Source organism: Curvibacter sp. CHRR-16 (assembly GCF_018474005.1).
Lineage (GTDB): Bacteria > Pseudomonadota > Gammaproteobacteria > Burkholderiales > Burkholderiaceae_C > Allorhodoferax.
This window is the reverse complement of sequence record NZ_JAHCSH010000005.1, coordinates 98,523-120,617: the sequence shown is the minus strand read 5'-3', so window position 1 is coordinate 120,617 and position 22,095 is coordinate 98,523. Positions and strand designations below refer to the sequence as shown.

The window sequence follows — 22,095 nt, the reverse complement described above, 5'->3', positions numbered from 1 at the left end:
ATTTCTCTAAGTCCTCGTTTTACGCAAGAATTGGTGGGTGATGACGGGGTCGAACCGCCGACCTACGCCTTGTAAGGGCGCCGCTCTACCAACTGAGCTAATCACCCAATTCTTTTCAGTTTAAGGCGTCTTTCAACGCCTTACCTGGACGAAACTTAGGCACTTTGGCAGCTTTGATTTTGATGCTCGCACCAGTACGAGGATTGCGACCAACTCGTGCAGCACGCTTACCAACTGCAAATGTACCAAAACCAACCAAAGAAACCTCGCCACCTTTTTTCAAAGTAGCCTGAACAGCGCCCAAAGCAGCATCCAATGCGCGCGCAGCAGCTGCTTTGGAAATATCAGCTTGGCTTGCAATGTGCTCAATCAACTCTGTCTTATTCACAAAAACCTCTTGGCATTAATCGACGATTTATCTTCTCAACATACCGTCGTTGTCAGCGATCCATGCATTGTATACGAGAAAAAAAGCTATTTTTTGCAAACTGGTAAAACTATCGTACCCGAGCTTTGATCTCTGGTAACGCACGCTGCAAGTAGTACACCATAGACCACACCGTCAGTACCGCTGCACACCAAATCATCACCACGCCGACATGTTTGGCTAAGAGCCCCCCCAGCAATGGGCCATCCCAAAGCAGCAAAGGTATTGCAATCATCTGAACAGTAGTTTTGACTTTACCCAACATATGTACGGCCACGCTGCGCGAGGCACCTATCTGCGCCATCCATTCACGCAATGCAGAGATAGCAATCTCACGACCAATGATGATCAACGCTACGAACACATCCACTCGCTGTAGGTAAACCAAAATCAAGATAGAGGCACACACCAAAAACTTATCTGCAACAGGATCCAAGAAAGCACCGAAGGCAGACGACTGATTTAGTTTGCGTGCCAAATAACCATCAAGCCAATCAGTCAGTGCAAACGCAACAAAGAGCACTGTGGCTAGGTGGTTGCGATCTGGGAGCGAAAGCCACGCTGCGGGCATGTAGAACACCGCGAGCAACAAAGGAATTGCCGCAATGCGCGTCCACGTGAGAATGGTTGGAATGGTTGTAAACATGGGGGGATTGTGGCACGCCAATCAGCGCAGAGCTTTATAGATTGTCTCGGCCAATTGCAGGGAAATGCCATCAACCGTCATCAAGTCTTCGACACTTGCAGCAGCGACTCCTCGCACGCCACCAAAGCGCTGCAGTAAACGAGCCCGCTTTTTGGGCCCAATCCCTGCAATTTCTTCCAACTGACTGCCCCCTACACGCACTTTGGCTCGGGCAGCGCGCATGCCCGTAATAGCGAATCGGTGTGCTTCATCGCGTATTTGTGCCACCAGCATCAGGGCCGCAGAATCAGCGCCCAAATAAACTTTCTCACGACCATCGGCAAACACCAACTCCTCCAAGCCAACCTTGCGTCCCTCCCCTTTTTCCACCCCCACGATGCGCGATACGTCCAAACCAAGTGACTCGAACACCCTTTTGGCCATGGAGACCTGCCCTTTGCCACCATCGACCAGCACGATGTCAGGCATTTCTTGGATTTTGGCTGCATCTTCTGCGCTGTTTTTCTCTGCCAAACGAGCGTAGCGGCGTGTCAGCACCTGCTCCATTGCTGCGTAATCGTCCCCCCCTTGTATACCGGAGATATTGAAACGACGGTATTCAGTGCTTTGCATCTTGTGGTGGTGAAAAACTACGCACGAGGCTTGGGTTGCTTCTCCCGATGTATGGGAAATATCAAAGCACTCAATGCGCAGGCGCTCCAAATCATCAACAGGTAAATCCAACGCCTGTACCAAAGCCCGGGTGCGGGCCTGCTGGGAGCCCTCTTCTGCGAGTAAACGTGCCAACTGAATACCCGCATTGGTTTGAGCCATTTCCAACCAAATGCGACGCTGCTCTTTGGGCTGACTAGTGTGTACTACGCGCACTCCTGCCTGCTCCGACAAAGTGTCCAACAAATGCTTATCGACGGCATGGCTGGTAATCAGTACGGCGGGCATAGCACTGTCCACATAATGCTGGCTAATAAAAGCCTGCAATACCTGCTGCTCAATTGCCATCAGTGCATCTGCACCATCCCACTCCTCCACCACTTGCTCCACGTGTGCCGGAAAGAATGGCCTATCTCCCAAATGGCGACCACCCCGCACCATGGCCAAATTGACGCAAGCACGACCGCCCTGCACTTTGACGGCCAAGATATCGATGTCACGCTCATCCACTGTCTCCACCGATTGCTGGTGCAAGACACTGGCCAAAGCACTCATTTGGTTGCGCAATACAGCCGCTTGCTCAAACTCCAGCTTGTCGGCGTGGGCCATCATGCGCGCTTCCATCTCGCGCATCAACTCCTGCGCCTCACCGTTCAAAAATCGCGTCGCATCACGCACATCAGAGGCGTACTGCTGCTCCGAGGCATGCCCCACACATGGACCAGAGCAACGCTTGATTTGGTACAACAAGCAGGGGCGACTGCGATTGGAGAAGACCGAATCCTCGCACGTGCGCAAGCGAAACACTTTTTGCAGCAACACGATGGTTTCCTTGACCGCCCAAGCACTCGGGTAAGGACCAAAGTACTGGTGACGCTTATCCACCGCCCCACGGTAGTACGACACACGACTGAACTGATCGGCACTGATGTCTGGTGATGCCTCGCCCTTGCGAACTGCTGAGAGGCGCAAGTAGGGGTAGCTTTTGTCATCCCGAAACAGGATGTTGTATTTGGGGTGCAGCGTTTTGATGAGGTTGTTTTCCAGCAGCAACGCCTCAGCCTCACTGCGAACCACCGTCGTTTCCATGCGCACAATTTTGCTGACCATGTGCCCAATGCGGGTGCCGCCATGATCCTTCTGAAAATAGCTGCTCACCCGCTTTTTCAGGTTGATGGCCTTACCCACATACAGCAACTGCTCTTGGGCGTCGAAATAGCGGTACACACCTGGCAATGCTGGCAATGCTGCCACTTCGCGCAACAGATTTTCGGGATGCTCTGAACTCATGGCGGTATTGTGGACAATCCTAGAATGCTTTGGGACATCTTCTGCACCGTTATCGACAACTACGGCGATGCTGGCGTTTGCTGGCGCTTGAGCCATGATCTGAGTGAACGCGGCCACCAAGTGCGGCTGTGGATGGACGATGCCACGCCTTTGGGCTGGATGGCACCAGGAGCTATCCATGGCGCTTACCCAGGCATTACCGTCTTGCCTTGGAGCCATGCCCACGATACGAACCGACTGAGCAAGCTACCGATGGCCGATGTATGGATCGAAGCTTTTGGCTGTGAAATTGCTACAAATTTCATAGCGCATGCAGCATACTCCATAAGCTCTAGCGAGCAAAAACACTCAAAACATCCAATTTGGATCAACTTGGAATACCTGAGTGCTGAAACTTATGTAGAACGCTGCCACCGCCTCCCCTCCCCCGTGTTGCACGGCCCCTTACAAGGTCATCACAAATTTTTCTTCTACCCTGGCTGGACAGCGCGCACTGGCGGCCTGCTGCGCGAACCCGACTTGTGCCAACGCCAAACGCAGTGGCAACGGCTGGCGCGCCAAGAACAACTGCAACACTGGCAGATCGATTGGCGAGGCGAAACGGTGTGGAGCCTGTTTTGCTACGAACCACTAGCGCTTGCCACCCTACTGGAGCGACTACAAGCAGCAGATACCCCGCAGCTGCTACTGGTAACAGCCGGACGCGCCAGCCAAGCAGTGCAAGGGTTACTAACAACATCCACTGCAGGGGCCATGCGTGTGCATTACCTGCCCCACATGACCCAACAAGCCTATGACCAACTGCTCTGGTCTTGCGATGTCAATTGCGTACGAGGAGAAGATTCCATCGTGCGCGCTTTATGGGCAGGCAAGCCTTGGCTCTGGCAAATCTACCCCCAAGATGATGGGGTACATGCCGATAAATTGAACGCCCTGCTAGATACCCTTCATGCCCCTGCTGGTGTACGCCACCTGCACCACTGCTGGAACGATTTCAGTCCTGACTGCCTCTTGCCAGCCATGACCGAATGGCAAGCATTTGCCCACGATGCGCGACAACAAATGTTGGAGCAAACCGATCTCACATCGCAGCTACTGCTTTTTGTAGAGGAAAACCGATAAAATCAAAGGCTTTGCACGAATTGGCAAATGCCCCGCGCCTGCCAATTCCCTTCGCCGCTGCTGCGGCATACCAGTCGCACGAGGCGACAAACCGTTCTGTTCTACTATGAAAATCGCTCAAGAAATCCGCGCCGGCAACGTCATCATGCATGGCAAAGACCCCATGGTTGTGCTCAAGACTGAATACGCACGTGGTGGCCGTGGTGCGGCAACCGTGCGCATGAAGATGAAGAGCTTGCTGTCCAACTTTGGCTCCGAAGTCGTTTTCAAGGCCGACGACAAAATGGAACAAGTGATTTTGGACAAGAAAGAGTGCACATACTCTTACTTCGCTGACCCTCTGTACGCCTTCATGGACACCGAGTACAACCAGTACGAAGTAGAAGCCGAAAACATGGGCGACGCCCTGCACTACCTCGAAGACGGCATGGCGGTAGAAGTGGTGTTCTACGACGGCAAAGCCATCTCTGTTGAGCTGCCCACCACCGTAGTGCGTGAAATTACTTGGACTGAACCGGCTGTCAAGGGCGACACCTCTGGCAAGGTCTTGAAGCCCGCCAAGATCGCTACGGGCTTCGAAATTGGCGTGCCAATTTTCGTAGACCAAGGCGACAAGGTTGAAATCGACACCCGTACTGGCGAATACAAAAAACGCGTCTAAGCAACATGCTTGCGTGAATTCGCTCCACAAGGCCCCGATTGGGGCCTTTTTTGTTGGTATCGTTGCAACCAGCATCAACCAACAATGCCACTATGGAAAACACGCAAAACCTGAATGAAGCCCGCATCGCGAATGCATGGGCTGACTTGCAACGCCACTCCGATCAAGGCTATACGCTCGAAGCAGATGCATACCGCCTTGCATTTGCGGATCCCGAGTTTCTGTTGCGCCGAGAAACACGCGGCATCCGATTCCAACTGGAAATGCTCAAACCCGATCTTGAGCAAGCCCAGCAAGGCATTGAAAACACCATCGTCGTTTTTGGCAGCGCACGCTTCTTAAGCCCTGATGACGCGCAAGCCAAACTGCAAAGCGCCAAAGCCTCGGGCAATACACAGCAAATCACACACGCAGAACGCTTGGTGCGCAATGCTGTTTACTATGAACAAGCACGCTTATTCGCACGCATTGTCGCCACTTACAGTGCCGACAAAGCTGCTACTGACCGGGTGTACATCTGCACCGGTGGTGGGCCCGGCATCATGGAAGCCGCTAACCGTGGCGCCCACGAGCTGCAAGCTCCCTCAGTGGGACTGAACATCACACTCCCCCACGAGCAAAGCGCCAACCCCTACATCACGCCATCGCTATGCTTCAAATTCCACTACTTTGCAGCACGCAAAATGCATTTCATGATGCGCGCCAAAGCATTGGTGGCATTTCCCGGTGGCTTCGGTACGCTTGATGAACTCTTCGAGGTCGTAACCTTGGTACAAACGCGAAAGGCCAAGCCCGTACCCATCATTTTGTTTGGCAGCCAATACTGGAAACGTTTGATCAATTTTGATTTGTTGATCGAAGAAGGCGTCATTTCGCCTGAAGACTTGGATTTGTTTGAGATCGTGGACGATCCCCAATTGGCATGGGACAAGATTCGCCAGTTCTACCAATTGCCTGAGTAACACAGCAAAAAACAAAGCCCCGCACTGGGCGGGGCTTGCTATTTGGCGGAAACGGAGGGATTCGAACCCTCGATGAGGCTCAACACCCCATACTCCCTTAGCAGGGGAGCACCTTCGGCCACTCGGTCACGTTTCCTGACAAGCCGTTATTATGGCACGGTTTTATGCCGCAAAAACCAAAAACGCCCCTCTGCGTTGCACAAACCCCAGACCAACTTTGATGTGAATACTATGCCCTCGGGTGGTGCAGGCTGCCACTTGGCGCAGCAGTTCTTGCATCTGGGCTGCAGTTGGTGTGGTGTACGCCGCATTTTTCAGCCAATAGCGCAGTACTTGTTGCTGCCGCTCTGGTGCGAGTTGCTGCAGCGCACGAATGCGCACTCCCCCATTGCCTACATCTAGAACCTTGTCTGCATCTTCTGCCGCTTGCACATCCAGCAACTGCTGCGCTGACCACATATGCTTTGCAGAGCGCGCAATCGTCTCACGGGCGTGTGGAAACAACTCGTAGACCACTGGCAGCAGTCGTTGCCGAATTTTGTTGCGCGTGTAACGCTCATCGGTATTGCTTGGGTCTTCAATAAAAGGCAGTCCATGGGTGGCAAGCCACAGGCGCACACTCGCCCCCGCGACAGTGAGCAGAGGGCGGTGAAACTCGATGCCATCGCGCAGCCAATGGGTTGGCATACCCGCCAAACCAGCCAACCCTCCACCCCGCAGCAACGCCATCAGCACTGTTTCCACTTGATCGTCGGCGTGTTGGGCCAAAGCAATTGATGCAATAGATGCCTGTTTGGCCATGCGCACAAGGGCTTGGTAGCGTGCGATGCGAGCAGCATCCTCTGGACTCTGCCCTGCTTGCGCATGCGCATTCACATGCTCGATCAGCAAAGGAATTGCATGGTCAGCACAAAAAGCTTTGCAATGGTTCTCAAAATGGGCGGCCGCTGCTTGCAAACCATGGTTGACGTGGAGTGCGACCACCTGCCCCGGCCAACGCTGCCATGCTGCAGCCAGCAAGGCAGTGGAATCAGCACCCCCGCTAAAAGCAACCCCCAGACTGAGCTGGGGGTTGAAATCTGCAATAGCCTGGTCAAGCGACTGGGCCATAGGCGATACACCGCAGCAAAGGCTTAGCGCCCTGCCTTGGTATCGGTGAAGCGACCATAGCTTTGCAAGCGCTCGTAGCGACGATCCAGCAACTCTTGGGTCTTTAAATCAGCCACTTGGCGATAGGCATCATTGAGAGCTCGCTTTAGAAAAGCACAGGCTTGCTTGTGATCGCGATGAGCGCCACCGACAGGCTCATTCACAATTTTGTCGACCAAACCCAGGGCTTTGAGGCGATGTGCCGTGATGCCTAACGCTTCGGCTGCGTCTTGGGATTTCTCGGCTGTTTTCCACAAAATGGATGCGCATCCTTCGGGGCTAATCACCGAGTAAATGGAGTACTGCAGCATGATGACTTGATCGGCCACAGAAATAGCCAAAGCACCTCCCGAGCCACCTTCACCAATGATGGTGGTAATCACTGGGACTTCCAACTGCGCCATTTCAAAGATATTGCGTCCAATCGCCTCAGACTGACCGCGCTCTTCCGCATCAATACCGGGGTAGGCACCGGGCGTATCCACGAACGTGAACACGGGCAAGCCGAATTTCTCCGCCAACTTCATCAGACGCAAGGCCTTGCGATAGCCTTCAGGCTTGCTCATGCCAAAGTTGCGGGCACCACGTTCTTTGGTATCGCGGCCTTTTTGATGCCCCAGCACCATGCAAGGCACGCCATTGAAACGAGCCAAGCCGCCCACAATGCTCAAATCGTCAGAAAAGTGGCGATCCCCATGCAATTCCACAAAATTGGTGAAAATTTCACCAACATAGTCCAAGGTATACGGACGCTCAGGATGGCGTGCAATTTTGGTGATTTGCCAAGGCGACAAATCGCTGTAGATGTCCTTGGTCAGTTGCTGGCTTTTTTTGCTCAGTTGCTCAATTTCTGCAGAAATATCTACAGCAGACTCATTTTGTACGTACCGCAATTCTTCAATCTTGGTTTCCAGCTCCGCAATGGGTTGCTCGAAATCGAGAAAAGTTCTCTTGGCCAACGTATTTCTCCTTTGTTCAATAGGCAACTGGCAATGGATCCAGTGAGCGCCAAATATACCAAGTTGCAACCGTGCAATACGGTTGCCAAGCAGCGGCCACTTCACGCATATCACTGCGACTGACCTGCTCACCCGAAAAATAATTCTTGCTGATCCCGCTGATCAGCCCCACATCGTCCAGAGGCAGCACATTGGGGCGCATCAGGTGAAAAATCAGAAACATCTCTGCCGTCCACCGACCAATGCCACGAATAGACACCAATTCTTTGATGATTTCTTCATCAGGCATCTCCAGCCAGTTGGCTACATGCAGGCTGCCATTTGCAAAATGCAGCGCCAAATCCACCAAATATTCAACTTTGCGTGCACTCAAACCGGCTGCACGCATGTCATCAACTTTGAGCTTTAGTACCTCTTGGGGACACAACTGCTTGGGCAAGCGCTCGAAACGATCCCACACAGCTTGCGCCGCTTTGACAGAGATTTGCTGCCCAACAATGCTGCGAGCCAACGTAACAAAAGCATCGCCCCGGGACTGCAAACACACATCCCCGAATTGTGGAATAAGACGGCGCATAACCCGATCTTTTTTGATCAGGTGCTTGCAAGCATCCTCCCAGTAACTGGGGTTGGACAATGCCGTCAAGACACAGCCTCCCATGTCGTCCCTGCTGGCGTGTCCTTGAGCACAATACCCTTGTCGAGCAAGGCTTTGCGAATTTGGTCGGCCAAAGCATAGTCTTTGGCTGCTTTGGCTTCTTGGCGCAAGGTAATTTGCGCTTGCACATAAGCCGCATCGACCGATGCCCCCGCACGCAAAAACACCTCGGGCTCTTGCTGCAAAACCCCCAAAATTCCACCTAACTGGCGCAACACAATCGCCAACTCAAGGGATGCCGTTTTGTTGACTTCACCAGCCAACTCAAACAGCACAGCAACCGCTTCGGGCGTACCGAAATCCTCGTCCATAGCGACACGAAAGCGCTGTGCGTACGGATTACTCCAATCTATCGTGGCTGCGTTGACACTATCCAAGCTAGGCACAGAAGCCAAAGCAGTGTAGAGACGTCGCAATGCTGTCCGGGCATCGTTCAAATGGACATCGCTGTATGCCAGTGCACTGCGGTAATGGGCTCGGGCAATAAAGAACCGCACCGTTTCTGCATCGTACTGGGCTAGCACGTCACGGATAGTGAAAAAATTGCCCAGGCTTTTGGACATTTTTTCATTGTCGCGGGTCACAAACCCGTTGTGCATCCAATACTGAGCCATGGTTTTGCCACAGGCCGCTTCGCTTTGCGCGATCTCATTTTCATGGTGTGGAAAGAGCAAATCGGCACCGCCGCCGTGGATATCAAACGTCTCCCCCAAGAGCGCTCCGCTCATAGCCGAGCATTCGATATGCCAGCCAGGACGCCCATCCCCATAAGGCGAAGACCATTTGGCATCGACTGGTTCGGTCGGTTTGGCCGATTTCCATAGCACGAAATCCAAAGGATCTTGCTTTGTCTGTGCAACGGCAACACGCTCACCCGCACGCAGCTCATCCAAGCTCTTACCCGATAACTTGCCATAACCATCAAACTTACGCACCGAATAATTCACATCCCCCTCAGGGCTGCGGTAGGCATAGCCCGCTTGCTCCAACTTATCTATCAGACCCAGCATTTGACCAACGTATTCGGTCGCACGGGGCTCGTGATCTGGAGCGGCAATACCCAAGGCGACAGAGTCCTCGTGCAAAGCTGCGATCATCCGATCTGTCAGCGAGCGAATGGACTCGCCATTTTCGACAGCACGGCGAATAATTTTGTCGTCTATGTCGGTGATATTGCGCACAAATGTCACGGCATAGCCACTGGCCTGCAGCCATTTGCGCACAACGTCAAAAGCCACCATGGAGCGTGCATGCCCCAGATGACAGTAGTCATAAACCGTCATACCGCAGACATACATCTGCACAGAACCAGCAACAAGAGGTTGAAATGGCTGCACAGCGCGCGCCATGGAGTTGTAAATGCGTAGAGACATGCGAACGGGAGTGAAATTGGCGGTGACACGGGCAAAAAACCGATAGAGGCTGCTCCGCAATCACCCCATGCCAAGGCATTGTGGTGGACTTGGTCAGATACAATCGGCTAGCAGTATAAAGCCCATCTTTGACAGTTCGGCAACACGCTAGAAAAACAGATTTTATGAACTTTGCGCATCCGTTTACTCCTCGCCAACTTCGTCAAACGCTTTTGTGTGGGGTGTTTTTTCTCAGCCCCATGTGGGCACTGGCTGACGAATACTCGGATGTAGCGCAGCTGGCCAAGAATGGAAAATACGCCGAAGCCCTGAGCAAAGCAGACCAGTACTTGGCACAAAAACCGCGTGATCCGCAAATGCGTTTCATCAAAGGGGTTGTGCAACGCGACAGCGGCAAAACATCGGACGCTATTACGACCTTCACACGGCTCACAGAAGACTACCCAGAACTGCCAGAACCCTACAACAACTTGGCCGTTTTGTATGCTGGAGAAGGCCAATACGACAAAGCACGCAATGCGCTGGAAATGGCCATCCGCACCAATCCCAGCTACGCCACTGCGCATGAAAACTTAGGCGATGTGTATGCCAAGCTGGCCAGCCAAGCCTACAACAAGGCACTGCAACTGGACTCCAATAACACGGTTGTGCCGCCTAAACTGGCCCTGATTCGGGAACTGTTCAGCCCCAATACCAACGGCAAAAGCAAACCCAGCACCATCGCCCCAACTAGCAATGCACCTACAGTAAGCAAAGCTCCCCCCACGCTGCCTGTGCAAGCAGGTGCTGGTAACCCTAGCGACAAAAAAACACCGTCAGCCCCCGTTAGTGCGCCTGTCGCAACCACCCCAACGACCACGCCAAGCACGCCTGCGACCGCAGCGAACAACAGCGGTACACCGGCCAAATCGGCCGCTAGCGATACAGACAAAACTGCACAAAAACCCGACAAGGATATTGAAACGGCCGTGCGCGCATGGGCCAAGGCCTGGGCCAACAAAGACATGAAAGCCTACTTTGCTGCCTACAGCAAAGAGTTCGATACGCCTGCCAACATGTCTCGCAAAAGCTGGGAAGACGACAGAACGCAAAAAATTACCAGCAAGAAGACAATCAGCGTCAAAGTTGAAGGCATCAAAATCACCCTACATAACAACCGAGCCAGTGCAAAATTCCGCCAAGAATACAAAGCAGGCGGTCTAGCAGTGAGTAGCAACAAAACATTGGACTTGGTGAAAAACGGAGATCGTTGGCTCATTACACGTGAATCGGTCAACTAACTCCCCACAACGAATTGCATGTCTTTTTTCAGAATCCTGCATGGTGTTGCATTAGCCACTTTTCTGCTCTGCGCCAACGCACACAGCGCCTCTGTAAAACAAGCCAAAGCCCCCCCCAACCACGCACAAGCAACGCCTGTCAGCAACACCGTGCGGGAAGATGGTAAAGCCGAGGCACATCTCATACAGGTGCTGCAACTCATCGGCAAAGCTGATATGGACAACGCCCTCGGTCAAGCGGAAAAAATGGTGCGTCAATGGCCCCATTTCCAGCTAGGCCAATTGGTATATGGCGACTTGCTAATGGCCAAAGTACGTCCTTTGCAAAAGTTGGGTGACATGCCCACCCCAGTTCAGGCTGAAAGCCAAACGGCGCTCAATAACTTGCGCGAAGAATCCCAACGCCGAATTCGAGCATTGCGCGAGCGTCCACCACAAGGCGCTGTGCCTGTGCAATTTTTGCGCTTGGCCCCCTCCATCAAACACGCCATTGCTGTTGACGCCTCACGCTCGCGGCTTTACCTCTTCAAAAACAGCAGTACGGGGCTAGAACTCATCAGTGACTACTACATATCCGTTGGTAAAGCTGGCATTGATAAATCGGTAGAGGGCGATCAACGCACGCCTTTGGGTGTTTACTTCATTACCAGTTACTTGGATCCCAAGTCACTCAAAGACTTCTATGGGGCAGGCGCGCTACCCATCAACTACCCCAATGCTTTGGATCTCAAACGTGGCAAAACAGGAGGGGGGATTTGGCTGCATGGAACTCCACCAACCCAGTTTTCTCGCGCTCCCAAAGCCAGCGATGGCTGCGTAGTGCTAGCCAATCCAGACCTCACGCGCATCATCCAAACAGTGGAAACCAGAACCACGCCGGTACTTATTACGCCTGAAATTCAGTGGGTAAAGCCCGATGCAGACAAAACCACCTTGCAGCACTTTGAAACCACCCTGCTGCAATGGCGAAGCGCTAAAGCGTCAGGCGACATGTCTGCACTGATGTCGTTTTATGCTCAAGACTTCAAGAACAACACCAGCAAAGATTTGGGTACTTGGAAAGACAGTCTGAAAAAAGAGGTCAGCAAAACGGGGGGCAGATCCATTGAACTCAAAGAAGCCTCTTTCATGCGTTGGAAAGACCGTGATGACATCATGATCGCCAATTTTGACGAAATTAACGAAGGCACCCGATCTAGCCAGAAAAAGCGCCAGTACTGGATTCGAGACAAAGAACATTGGAAGATTTTTTACGAAGGTACACAATGAAGAAGACCATTGAACGTTGGCGTTTGCATGCGCTAGCTGGCCTGCTCGTGCTAGCAGCACCATTCACCCAGGCAGCCGATCCTCTGCCCAAAGTACAGCTAACAACCAATATGGGCAATATCGTGATTGAGCTGTATCCCGAAAAAGCACCTAAAACTGTGCAAAATTTTCTTCGGTATGTGAAAGAGCATCACTACGATGGCACCTTATTTCACCGCGTTATCAACGGCTTCATGATCCAAGGCGGCGGCTTCACACCCAAACTGGAGCAAAAACCCACCCATGACCCCATTCCCCTGGAAACCAACAACGGCCTGAAGAACGACATTTACACCGTGGCGATGGCGCGCACAGGCAACCCCAACTCCGCCACGGCACAGTTTTTTATCAATGTCACAAACAACACCAACCTCAACGCCCCCATGCCCGATGGTTATGGCTACGCCGTGTTTGGCAAAGTCATCCAAGGCACTGAAGTAGTGGAAAAAATCAAAGCCGTGCGAACCACCCGCTTTGGCTATATGGCCGATGTACCCGCAGAGCCGGTCATCATCCAAGCAGCGTCCTTGCAAACCCCTTGAATCTTTTTTGGAGTATTCCCATGACACAACCCCGCGTAGAACTCAGTATCAAAGGCTACGGCAACATCGAAATCGAGCTCAACCAAGAGAAAGCGCCCACCTCGGTCGCCAACTTTTTGGAGTACGTCACCAGCGGCCACTATGACGGCACCATCTTTCACCGCGTCATCAACGGCTTCATGATCCAAGGCGGCGGCATGGACGAAGAATTCAAGCAAAAGGAAACCAAGGCCCCCATCAAGAATGAAGCCGACAACGGACTTAAGAACAACACCTACACCTTGGCCATGGCCCGCACATCCGACCCACATTCGGCAACGGCCCAGTTCTTCATCAACGTTGCCAACAACGACTTCCTGAACTTCAGCTCCCCCACCTCAAGCGGTTGGGGTTACGCCGTGTTCGGTCAAGTGGTCAAAGGCCAAGATATCGTGGACCAAATCAAAGGCGTGAAGACAGGTCGCAAAGGCTTTCACCAAGATGTTCCCAACGAGAACATCGTGATTGAAAAAGCCACCGTCTTGGCATGACCATGCCCCCCACAACTCCAGTGCTGAACGTGCCTTCAGCGTGGAGTCGCTTGGAATTCATCTCCGACATTCATCTGCATGAAGAAGACGAGGCGACATTCCAAGCATGGCGCTCGTACATGCTCACCAGCACAGCGAACGCCATTTTCATATTGGGTGATTTTTTCGAAGTATGGGTTGGTGATGACACACTGACCCACGCCCCTACAGGCTTTGAAGCCCGGTGTGTGGACGTACTGACACAAGCCGCACAACGACTACCAGAGCGCCCCATTTATCTGATGCACGGCAACCGTGACTTCCTGATGGGTGACGACTTGGCGCGCGCAGCCCACGTCCAGCTAGTAGCAGACCCCACGGTAGTGCAATGGAATGATGAGCGCTTGCTCTTGACCCATGGCGATGCCTTGTGCACCGACGATGTACCGTACCAAGCGTTTCGCAGCATGGTGCGCAGTCCAGCGTGGCAGCATGATTTCTTGCAGCGCCCCTATGCAGAACGGGTGGATATTGCAAAGAGTCTGCGCCAGCAAAGCCAAGCCAACAAGCAAGCGCACGCGGTGTACTCCGAAATAGACCTGCCACTGGCTGCGCAGTGGTTACAAACCCATGCTTGCCATACGCTGATCCACGGCCATACGCATAACCCCAGTAGCACCGCACTAGGCCAAGGCAGGCTCCGTCATGTTCTCAGTGACTGGGTGTGCCAAGGCCATACCGTCATCAAAGGCGATGTGCTGTGTGTCATGCAAACAGAGCCCGTGGGACTGCAAGTGCAGCGCATCGCCTTGGCCAGCTTGTGGCCGTGCGCCACTGCAACACTTACCCCCAGATAACGGAGCGCATCGATATCGATGCCGACTCAAAGCCTTCATTGAAAAATTGCACCTTGTCTTGCTTCTGAGCAACGGCGGCGGCATAAAGCAATGGAAGCATGTGATCATGGGTGGGGTGTGCATGGCGGCTTACTGCGCCCCAACTTTGAAAGGCCGCCAGTGCATCCACATCACCGCGGCTGAGCAATGCCGCGCTGCGCGCATCAAACTCCTGCGCCCAGTCATAAGGACTGGCAAAACCAGTGCTGTCATCGGTCATACGCAGGTTATGCACCACATTGCCACTGCCCACGATAAGCACCCCCATTGCACGCAAAGCCTGCAACTGCCGTCCCAGTTGCACATGCTCTGCGGGTGGACGGCTGTAGTCCATACTGAGCTGCACGATAGGAACATCCGCTGCCGGGAACATCGGGCGCAGCACGCTCCATGTTCCGTGGTCCAAGCCCCATTCACTGCCGTCTACCTTGAGGGCGGCACGCCCTGTCAAATGGGGTTGCTGGAGCTGTGCGGCCAAAGCCTGCGCGGTGATTGGAGCGCCCGGTGCCGGGTACTGCAAGGTTTGCAACTCCTGCGGAAAACCGCTGAAGTCGTGAATGGTGGGCGGGCGCATCATGCCAGTCAGGTACCACCCTTGCGTCAACCAATGGGCAGAAATGCAAAGAATCATTTGCGGCTTAGGCCAGCGCTTGCCTGCGCCGAACTGCTGCCCCAACCCCACCCACGACTGGTGCCAGCGGTTGTTGCGAATCGCATTCATAGGGCTTCCATGCCCCAAAAACAGCACTGGCATGCGTGCACTGGGCTTCAAACCAGGTAGCTGCCCCTGCTTGGCCAGTGCCGCAAGGGCTTCGACAGGGGTGAGAGATTGCAAACCCAAGAGCGCTGCAGCGCTGCTCACAAGACGACGACGAGATATCTGAAGCATGCCCGCAGGTTAGCAGCCCTCAGACGATTCACCATGTACAGCCATTTGATAAGGGCTTTCAAGTCATTTGAATGGCTAAGCGACAATTGTGCTCATGAACAACCTGCTTGACTCTCTTTGGCTGCTAAGTACGCGCTTACTTCGCGTGCTGTGGTTGACTGCCGTTGCACTGCTGGTGCTCTGCTTTTTGGCATTGATGGCTATCTTGGGCTTGGTGGTGTGGCTGGTGTACCGCCTCAGAGGTCGCCCAGCACAAGCCAACCCTTTCATGCGTTTTCAACAAACCGCCCACGCTTGGCGCACAGGGGGTTGGCAGGGTACACGCTCCCATACAGACGCATCCACAACTGAAGCGAACGTGGTGGACGTGCAAGCGCGTGAACTCGATCCTGCGAACAAACGCTTGCACTAAGGCACGACCTGTAGCCCCCCCTAGAAACGCCAACCGATGCAGTGCAACCATCATCCATTGCTGTGAGTGGGGACATTCCCGCAACGGATTGGACAAGTGCACTGGAGGCCATGCTTTGCGGCATGTCAACCCCCAACGTGCTCTGACAAACCGACCTGCCCACGCTATGCTTTGGATCAAATCATCCACACCACAGTACACCACGATGCCCTACTTTGCTTTGACCTCCATACCGCGCTATGCAGCCACTGCCTGTGCTGTACTTTGGATCAGCGCCTGTACTACCACTGGCAACAACCAAGCTCCCAGCAATATCAGCAAGCCCCCCACCCCAGTCGTCAGCAACCAAGCCCCAGCCAGCCAAGAGCAAACGCTCTACACCATCGACTCTGCCCAGACCCAACTGCACTTGCTCATTTACAAGGCGGGAACCTTGGCCAGACTCGGCCACAACCACGTCATCAGCTCACGCACGGTGCGTGGCAGTGTGTGGCTGGGAGATACCGTATCGAACAGTGGGTTTGATATCCAAGTACCAGTCAATGAGTTAATAGTCGATGATGATGCAACGCGTCTGGCTGAAGGGGATGACTTTCCATTGAACTTGCAGCAAGCGGCCAAAGATGGCACCAAAGTCAATATGCTGCGCGAGGATCTCCTAGACGGCGAGCATTTTCCCCTCATCACACTGCAAGCAGCACGCATAGAGGGCACTTGGAAAGCCGCTACCGTACAGGCCTATATGCGCATCAAAAACCACACCCGCACAATCAGCGTGCCCGTACAACTACAACGGCAAGGGTCAACATTGACCATCCAAGGTGAATTTCAGATCAAACAAACAGATTTTGGGATTACCCCTCTGAGCGTGGCGATGGGAGCATTGCAGGTGCAAAACACAGTGACTATCAAATTCCAGCTCGTGGCCAAGCGGTCATAGCCTTCTCAAGGCTTGCGCTTGTTAAACGAGAGAGTGACCTCCCCCAAGCGCACGCCAAACTTGCTCATGGTGGCCTTGTTGAGCATGACTTGCTCATTCATGAGGTACATCCAGTCATCAAACTGCACTTCGTACACAGAGCCATCCACTGGCAAGCGCAAGGTGTACTGCCAATTGAACGCATTGCCCATTGCGCGGCCTTGGGCCGTACCCACCACGTCATCGGCTACACCGGTGTAGCGCCCATCAGGCAATTGAGTCAAACGCCAAATGCGCTTTTGCACCGTGCCATCGGAGTACACAAAGTCCTCATCCAGTACGCCCTGCGCGCCATTCCATTGGCACTGCATGACTACGCTAAAGCGCTTGACGACCGCCCCCGATCGGTCGGTAAAGACCCCATAAGCATCAATCACTCCATTGAAATACGTGCGCAAATCGAGCGCAGGTTTTTCATTGGCGTACTGCTCAATCTGTTGGCTGGCACAGCCTTGTAAACCTAATGCGGCTACACCACCCAAACCACCCAGCAAGCCCTTGACCAGTAGACGTCGTTTCACGGTATGTCCTTTCAAAGTTCTGCCAACAACTGGCTACGCAACTGCGGCTCGCTGGTCCACGGTGCAAGCCAAATACCAAAAAAACACTCGGCAAACACTGCGTCATCGCTAGCGGCCAAAGCCTTGCCATTGAAAAAGAAATGCGCCCCCTGCTCAGGCACGTGCACCCCAGTCAGATGATCGCCCTCGTGCACATCGGGAAAGGTTTGCCCCATAAAGTGCAACCAGCGCTTGGCCACTGCGGCATCCAGCGCACCTGCACGTTGCATCTCCTTCAAAGAACGTTCGGCAATCAAGCGCCCGCGCAAGCTGCGCCAATACGCCAAGTCCAAAGCAAACGAATACGCGGCATAACGCTGTGGCTCAAAGCCTGCAGGCACCCACAAAGAAGCATCGTAAATTGACAACCCCACAAACCGCATACGGGCCATGCCCCGCTTGGACACTGGAGGTAGCAGGGACTGAACTGCAGCAGGAAGAACAGACTGTGCGCTACTGGCTTGTGCCTTAAAGGGGGCAGCCCCCGCTACCAGAGTGGCACCAAGCCAGCCTGTGCACTGCAATGCTTGACGGCGAGATACACGGTTTTGCATACGGGTACTCCACGGTGTTGCTGTCAGGCAGTCTAGCCAGATACAAAAAAACCCGGCACTGCCGGGTTTTTGTGCGGGCCAAGGCGCGTCTTGGCGCTGCTCTTTTCAATGCAAGGCTTGGATACCTGCCACCATCCACCCGGCACTGCCATCCTTGGGTTTGGCCATATTCCAGACCTCGCGGAACGGCTCAGCAGCTTGGTCTGGAGCTTCTTGGATGGAGCCAGAAAACTCCACACTGGCCAGCCATTCATTGCCCAAATCTTCTATGCCCAGCAACTGCGCATGCAGCGCTGCCACATGGGTGTGGTTGCTCGCACCACCGCTGTGCTGATCGCGCTCAGCCAACTGTTGGCGCACCTCGCGCAGCATGCCATCGGTCATCATGGACTGCAGTTGGCCGACATTGCCTTTGTCCCATGCAGCTTGCAAAGCCACAAAAGCTTGCTTGGCAGAGTCGACAAAGCGTGGCACATCAAAATCAGCAGGAATGCTCCAACTACTGGTGTTGCCCACGTTGCCAGACTGCAAGCGCGAACCAATCATGCTGCCACCAGACGCTGGCGCACCCCACGATGCTGCATTGCCAGCGCTAGGCTGGTTGTATGCAGGTGGCGTAGCCACAGGCACTGGACTGGGTGCATAGGCTGCACCCGCACCCGCCATAGCATAAGGAGTGCGCTGCATACCTGCTCCTTGCTGGGCACGGCGGCGCATAAACCAAGCCAACGCGGCCATGGCCAGCATCGCCACCAAAGCGACCAGCAAGATATTGCCAAAAGCCGCCCCCAACCCCAGGCTGCTGGCCAACCACGCCAAGCCTAAGCCGGCTGCCAAACCACCCAGCATGGCACCCCATGGTTTGCGGGGTGCAGCAGCAGCAGGTGCCGCCCCCATGGGTTTAGCGGCTTGTGCCGATTGGCCTGCAGGTGCACTCGGTGCAGCCGGTGTAGAGGGGTTGGCATCGCGTTGCATCACATTGCTCGATTGCTTGCCCATGGATTTGCCACCGCCCATGCGGCGCGCAGCCTCTGCATCCATACCACTGAGTGCCAAGCCAACAGCCAACGCCCCTGTCAAAACATACGACCACATTTTCATGTCTGCCCCTTTATCAAAAAGTGCCGCCATTGTGGCAATGCAGACAATAGGTACGCATCCCATAAGCCCTTTCAATGCCGGGTGAAACGCTGACGCATACGACCCAACCAATGCTCAAAATCATCCACCAGAGTGAATACCGATGGGATCACCAGCAAACTGAGCACCGTAGAAGTGATCAAACCACCGATTACCGCAACGGCCATAGGACTTCGGAAACTGGTATCGGCACTGCCCCACCCTACCGCCAACGGCACCATGCCCGCCCCCATGGCAATGGTGGTCATAACCACAGGACGAGCACGTTTGTGGCAGGCATCAATCAGCGCATCGAAACGGCTCATGGGCGCACGTACCGGATGCCCATCGCTGCCATCATGACCACGGCGTGCCAAGATGGCGTACTCCACCAGCAAGATAGAGTTTTTGGTCGCAATCCCCATGAGCATGATGAGTCCGATCAGTGAGGGCATGGAAAAGCTTTGGTTGGCGATCAACAGACCCACAAACGCTCCCCCCAAAGACAGTGGCAAGGCCGCCAAGATGGTGAAGGGTTGCAAAAAGTCCTTGAACAGCAGCACCAGCACGATGTAGATGCACAGCACCCCGGTGAGCATGGCCAAACCGAAACTGGCGAACAACTCACCCATGACCTCGGCATCGCCCAGCGTGAGTTGCTTTACGCCAGGCGGTAAGTTGGTCAAAGAAGGCAACTTCTGAATTGCTGCAGTGGCGTCCCCCAAAGGCATTCCCGACAACTCCACCTCGAAGGTGATATTGCGCGAGCGGTTCAGGCGGTCAATCACCGCTGGGCCACCCACTATCTCCAACGTGGCAACTTGGCTGAGCATGACAGGCCCACGCACGCCCGAAACAGCCAAACGCCCCAGCACCTCCAAGTCAGTGCGTGCCACATCGGCCAAACGCACAACAATGGGCACTTGGCGTTGACTCAAATTGAGCTTGGCCAAGGCATTGTCGTAATCTCCCACAGTAGCGATACGCAAGGTTTCGCCAATCGCTGCACTGGTCACCCCCAAATCGGCTGCACGGGCAAAGTCTGGACGCACAGCGATTTCTGAGCGCACCAAACTGGCGCTGGAAGTGATGCTTCCCAAACCACTGATGGTGCGCAAATCCTTTTCCACCGCAGTGGCCGCTGTGGCCAAGGCCTGCGGATCTTCACCAGTCAATACCAGCTGGTATTTCTCACCATTGCCACCCAAACCCACTTTGGTACGCACTCCAGGCAGCGCCGCCATGGCGGCGCGTATGGCGTTTTCTATGCCTTGCTTGCGAGGTCGCTTGCCACGCTCGGTCAATAGCACGGTCAGCGTGGCTTTGCGCACATCACTGACCCCCGATGTGTCAAATGGATCTGTCCCTGCAGCACCGCCGCCAATGGTGGTGTAAACACTCTCTATGTGCTCGACCTTGGTCAGCAATTGGCGTGCATGCTCGGCCGCATCGCGTGTCAGGGCCAAGGTTGCCCCAGGTGGCAACTCGATCACCACCTGTGTTTGTGAGTTGTCATCGGGCGGAATAAACCCCGTGGGCAACAGCGGTATGAGCATGAGTGAACCGATAAAAAAGGCTCCTGCTGCCCCCATGGTGATCCAACGGTGCTGCAACGCCCAATGGCTTAGACGCAGATAGGCGGGCATCCAAAATGGATCTTTGTGTTCGTGTGCACTGGGCTTCATGGTGTATGCAGCCATCATGGGTGTCAGCACTCGCGCCACCACCAATGAAGCAAATACAGCCAATGCGGCCGTCCACCCAAATTGCTTGAAAAACTTGCCTGGAATCCCGCTCATGAACGCAGTAGGCAAAAACACCGCAATAAGAGTGAAAGTGGTGGCCACGACAGCCAGCCCAATTTCATCGGCTGCTTCCATGGCTGCTTGGTAGGGGGGTTTGCCCATGCCCAGATGGCGCTCGATGTTTTCCACTTCCACAATGGCGTCATCGACCAAAACACCAATAACCAACGACATCGCCAGCAAGGTCACGATATTGATGGTGAACCCGAAGTAGCCCATGCCGATAAAAGCTGGAATGACCGACAAAGGCAAAGCTACCGCCGATACGATAGTCGCACGCACGTTGCGCAAAAACAGCCACACCACGATGACGGCCAAAATGGCACCTTCGTACAGCATGCTCATGGAGGCCTCGTACTCATCGGCCACGGGTTGTACGAAGTCAAACGCTTGGGTGAGTTCAATGTCTGGGTGCTGGGCCTTCAATTCATCGAGCACCACCTTAACTGCAGCCCCTACCTCCACCTCGCTGGCACCTTTACTGCGGCTAATTTCAAATCCAACCACAGGCACTCCATTGAGCAGTGCCAGCGCGCGCGGCTCAGCCACCGTATCACTGATGGTTGCCAACTCATCCAAACGCACCCGCTGCCCATTGCTCAGCGTCAATTCCAAACGGGCCAACTCTTGGGCAGTTTGAACCGTGGCGATGGTTCGCATGGGCTGCTCGCTCCCCCCCAAATCCGCTCGTCCCCCTGCACTCTCGGTTTGCACTTGCTTGAGTTGGCGTGAAATGTCGGCAGCCGTCGTGCCCAAAGCTTGCAGCTTCAAGGGATTGAGCGCCACATCCACTTGGCGAGTCACTCCCCCCACACGCGAGACAGAGCCCACCCCCTTGACACCGAGCAAACGGCGCGCCACGGTGTTGTCCACAAACCAGCTCAACGCCTCATCGTCCATTTTCGAGGAGCGGATGGTGTACGCCAAAATGGGCGATCCTGAAAGATTCACCTTGTTGACAACCGGATCACGCAAATCGCTGGGCAAATCGCTGCGAACCCCCTGCACGGCGCTGCGTACTTCATCCAATGCTTCTTGGGTGGATTTTTCCAAGCGGAACTCGGCAGTGATAGTGACCCCACCGTCTTGCACTTTGGTGTGAATATTTTTCAAACCCTGGATAGTGGCAATCGCGTTTTCCAACTTGCGCGCCACTTCCGTCTCCAACTGCGCTGGCGCTGCACCAGGCAAGCTGGCACTGATGGTGATGGTTGGCAACTCCAAATCGGGGAACTGCTGCACCTTCATGCCATTGAATGCCAAAAGCCCAGCAAAGGTCAGCATCACAAAAAGCATGACTGCGGGGATAGGATTTTTGATGGACCAGGCCGAGATATTCATCGT

General features: G+C 54.2%; 22 protein-coding genes and 2 tRNA genes. 10 read left to right on the top strand and 14 right to left on the bottom strand.

All coding sequences use genetic code 11. The features are described 5' to 3' along the window. Positions 1–31: 31 nt before the first annotated feature. The 4 genes from KIK84_RS12305 to uvrC form a co-directional block, all read right to left on the bottom strand. Positions 32–107 (bottom strand) — tRNA-Val (locus KIK84_RS12305). Between the two features lie 8 nt (positions 108–115). Continuing rightward, on the bottom strand, positions 116–388 hold the full coding sequence (locus KIK84_RS12300) for an HU family DNA-binding protein (RefSeq protein ID WP_214123399.1): 273 nt from the start codon (positions 386–388) through the stop codon (positions 116–118). A gap of 109 nt (positions 389–497) precedes the next feature. Next, positions 498–1,073, bottom strand: coding sequence for a CDP-diacylglycerol--glycerol-3-phosphate 3-phosphatidyltransferase (gene pgsA, locus KIK84_RS12295; protein ID WP_214123398.1), 576 nt, complete (start codon positions 1,071–1,073; stop codon positions 498–500). A gap of 21 nt (positions 1,074–1,094) precedes the next feature. Then, entirely contained in the window at positions 1,095–3,014 is a 1,920-nt protein-coding gene (uvrC, locus tag KIK84_RS12290) for an excinuclease ABC subunit UvrC (protein WP_214123397.1), read from the bottom strand. A 24-nt stretch (positions 3,015–3,038) separates the two neighbouring features. On the opposite strand from uvrC, the gene earP reads away from it, so the two are divergent. The 3 genes from earP (at position 3,039) to KIK84_RS12275 (ending at position 5,759) form a co-directional block, all read left to right on the top strand. Beyond that, a complete protein-coding gene (gene earP, locus KIK84_RS12285; RefSeq protein WP_214123589.1) occupies positions 3,039–4,136 on the top strand; it encodes an elongation factor P maturation arginine rhamnosyltransferase EarP in 1,098 nt (365 codons plus the stop codon). Positions 4,137–4,242: 106 nt separating this feature from the next. Next, positions 4,243–4,797: an elongation factor P gene (gene efp, locus KIK84_RS12280; RefSeq protein ID WP_214123396.1), complete on the top strand. Its 555-nt coding sequence runs from the start codon at positions 4,243–4,245 to the stop codon at positions 4,795–4,797. Positions 4,798–4,889: 92 nt separating this feature from the next. Beyond that, positions 4,890–5,759, top strand: a complete 870-nt coding sequence (locus tag KIK84_RS12275; RefSeq protein ID WP_214123395.1) for an LOG family protein — start codon at positions 4,890–4,892, stop codon at positions 5,757–5,759. A gap of 43 nt (positions 5,760–5,802) precedes the next feature. Here KIK84_RS12275 and KIK84_RS12270 read toward each other — a convergent pair. From KIK84_RS12270 to cysS, 5 genes are all read right to left on the bottom strand, one after another. Then, positions 5,803–5,895 (bottom strand) — tRNA-Ser (locus tag KIK84_RS12270). A 26-nt stretch (positions 5,896–5,921) separates the two neighbouring features. Continuing rightward, on the bottom strand, positions 5,922–6,869 hold the full coding sequence (gene tilS / locus KIK84_RS12265; RefSeq protein ID WP_214123394.1) for a tRNA lysidine(34) synthetase TilS: 948 nt from the start codon (positions 6,867–6,869) through the stop codon (positions 5,922–5,924). 23 nt (positions 6,870–6,892) lie between these two features. Further along, positions 6,893–7,867 carry an acetyl-CoA carboxylase carboxyltransferase subunit alpha gene (locus KIK84_RS12260; RefSeq protein ID WP_214123393.1) on the bottom strand — a complete coding sequence of 325 codons (975 nt, stop codon included), beginning with the start codon at positions 7,865–7,867 and terminating at the stop codon, positions 6,893–6,895. 16 nt (positions 7,868–7,883) lie between these two features. Then, positions 7,884–8,528, bottom strand: a complete 645-nt coding sequence (locus KIK84_RS12255; RefSeq protein ID WP_214123392.1) for a DNA-3-methyladenine glycosylase family protein — start codon at positions 8,526–8,528, stop codon at positions 7,884–7,886. Continuing rightward, positions 8,510–9,898, bottom strand: coding sequence for a cysteine--tRNA ligase (gene cysS, locus KIK84_RS12250; protein ID WP_214123391.1), 1,389 nt, complete (start codon positions 9,896–9,898; stop codon positions 8,510–8,512). Before cysS ends, KIK84_RS12255 begins: the two co-directional genes overlap by 19 nt. A gap of 164 nt (positions 9,899–10,062) precedes the next feature. Here cysS and KIK84_RS12245 point away from each other — a divergent pair, with 164 nt between their 5' ends. From KIK84_RS12245 to KIK84_RS12225, 5 genes are read left to right on the top strand one after another with little or no spacing between them, the layout of a single operon-like run. Continuing rightward, positions 10,063–11,178: a tetratricopeptide repeat protein gene (locus KIK84_RS12245; protein ID WP_250207947.1), complete on the top strand. Its 1,116-nt coding sequence runs from the start codon at positions 10,063–10,065 to the stop codon at positions 11,176–11,178. Between the two features lie 18 nt (positions 11,179–11,196). Then, entirely contained in the window at positions 11,197–12,447 is a 1,251-nt protein-coding gene (locus KIK84_RS12240) for a L,D-transpeptidase family protein (protein WP_214123390.1), read from the top strand. After that, the gene (locus tag KIK84_RS12235) at positions 12,444–13,028 is read left to right on the top strand and encodes a peptidylprolyl isomerase (RefSeq protein ID WP_214123389.1); all 585 of its coding nucleotides are present in this window, start codon (positions 12,444–12,446) and stop codon (positions 13,026–13,028) included. The genes KIK84_RS12240 and KIK84_RS12235 overlap by 4 nt, the downstream gene beginning before the upstream one ends. A gap of 20 nt (positions 13,029–13,048) precedes the next feature. Beyond that, the gene (locus KIK84_RS12230; RefSeq protein ID WP_214123388.1) at positions 13,049–13,558 is read left to right on the top strand and encodes a peptidylprolyl isomerase; all 510 of its coding nucleotides are present in this window, start codon (positions 13,049–13,051) and stop codon (positions 13,556–13,558) included. A 2-nt stretch (positions 13,559–13,560) separates the two neighbouring features. Beyond that, complete coding sequence (locus KIK84_RS12225) at positions 13,561–14,394, top strand: UDP-2,3-diacylglucosamine diphosphatase (RefSeq protein ID WP_214123387.1); 834 nt, start codon at positions 13,561–13,563, stop codon at positions 14,392–14,394. On the opposite strand, the gene ygiD is transcribed toward KIK84_RS12225, so the two are convergent. Continuing rightward, positions 14,381–15,322 carry a 4,5-DOPA-extradiol-dioxygenase gene (gene ygiD, locus KIK84_RS12220; RefSeq protein WP_214123386.1) on the bottom strand — a complete coding sequence of 314 codons (942 nt, stop codon included), beginning with the start codon at positions 15,320–15,322 and terminating at the stop codon, positions 14,381–14,383. The two genes, KIK84_RS12225 and ygiD, sit on opposite strands and share 14 nt — an antisense overlap. 94 nt (positions 15,323–15,416) lie before the next feature. Between ygiD and KIK84_RS12215 the strand changes: the two genes are divergently transcribed. Both KIK84_RS12215 and KIK84_RS12210 read left to right on the top strand, forming a co-directional pair. Beyond that, complete coding sequence (locus KIK84_RS12215) at positions 15,417–15,734, top strand: hypothetical protein (protein ID WP_214123385.1); 318 nt, start codon at positions 15,417–15,419, stop codon at positions 15,732–15,734. A 166-nt stretch (positions 15,735–15,900) separates the two neighbouring features. Next, positions 15,901–16,674 (top strand): YceI family protein, encoded by a 774-nt coding sequence (locus KIK84_RS12210; protein ID WP_214123384.1) that lies wholly within the window; start codon positions 15,901–15,903, stop codon positions 16,672–16,674. 5 nt (positions 16,675–16,679) lie between these two features. Here the strand turns inward: KIK84_RS12210 and KIK84_RS12205 are convergent, their stop codons facing one another. The 4 genes from KIK84_RS12205 to KIK84_RS12190 all read right to left on the bottom strand — a co-directional run bounded on the left by KIK84_RS12205 (position 16,680) and on the right by KIK84_RS12190 (position 22,092). Then, complete coding sequence (locus tag KIK84_RS12205) at positions 16,680–17,234, bottom strand: DUF3833 domain-containing protein (protein WP_502757557.1); 555 nt, start codon at positions 17,232–17,234, stop codon at positions 16,680–16,682. Positions 17,235–17,245: 11 nt separating this feature from the next. Continuing rightward, positions 17,246–17,827: a chalcone isomerase family protein gene (locus KIK84_RS12200; RefSeq protein WP_214123383.1), complete on the bottom strand. Its 582-nt coding sequence runs from the start codon at positions 17,825–17,827 to the stop codon at positions 17,246–17,248. Between the two features lie 105 nt (positions 17,828–17,932). Beyond that, on the bottom strand, positions 17,933–18,928 hold the full coding sequence (locus tag KIK84_RS12195; protein ID WP_214123382.1) for a Tim44 domain-containing protein: 996 nt from the start codon (positions 18,926–18,928) through the stop codon (positions 17,933–17,935). A 71-nt stretch (positions 18,929–18,999) separates the two neighbouring features. Then, entirely contained in the window at positions 19,000–22,092 is a 3,093-nt protein-coding gene (locus KIK84_RS12190; RefSeq protein WP_214123381.1) for an efflux RND transporter permease subunit, read from the bottom strand. Between the last annotated feature and the right edge of the window lie 3 nt (positions 22,093–22,095).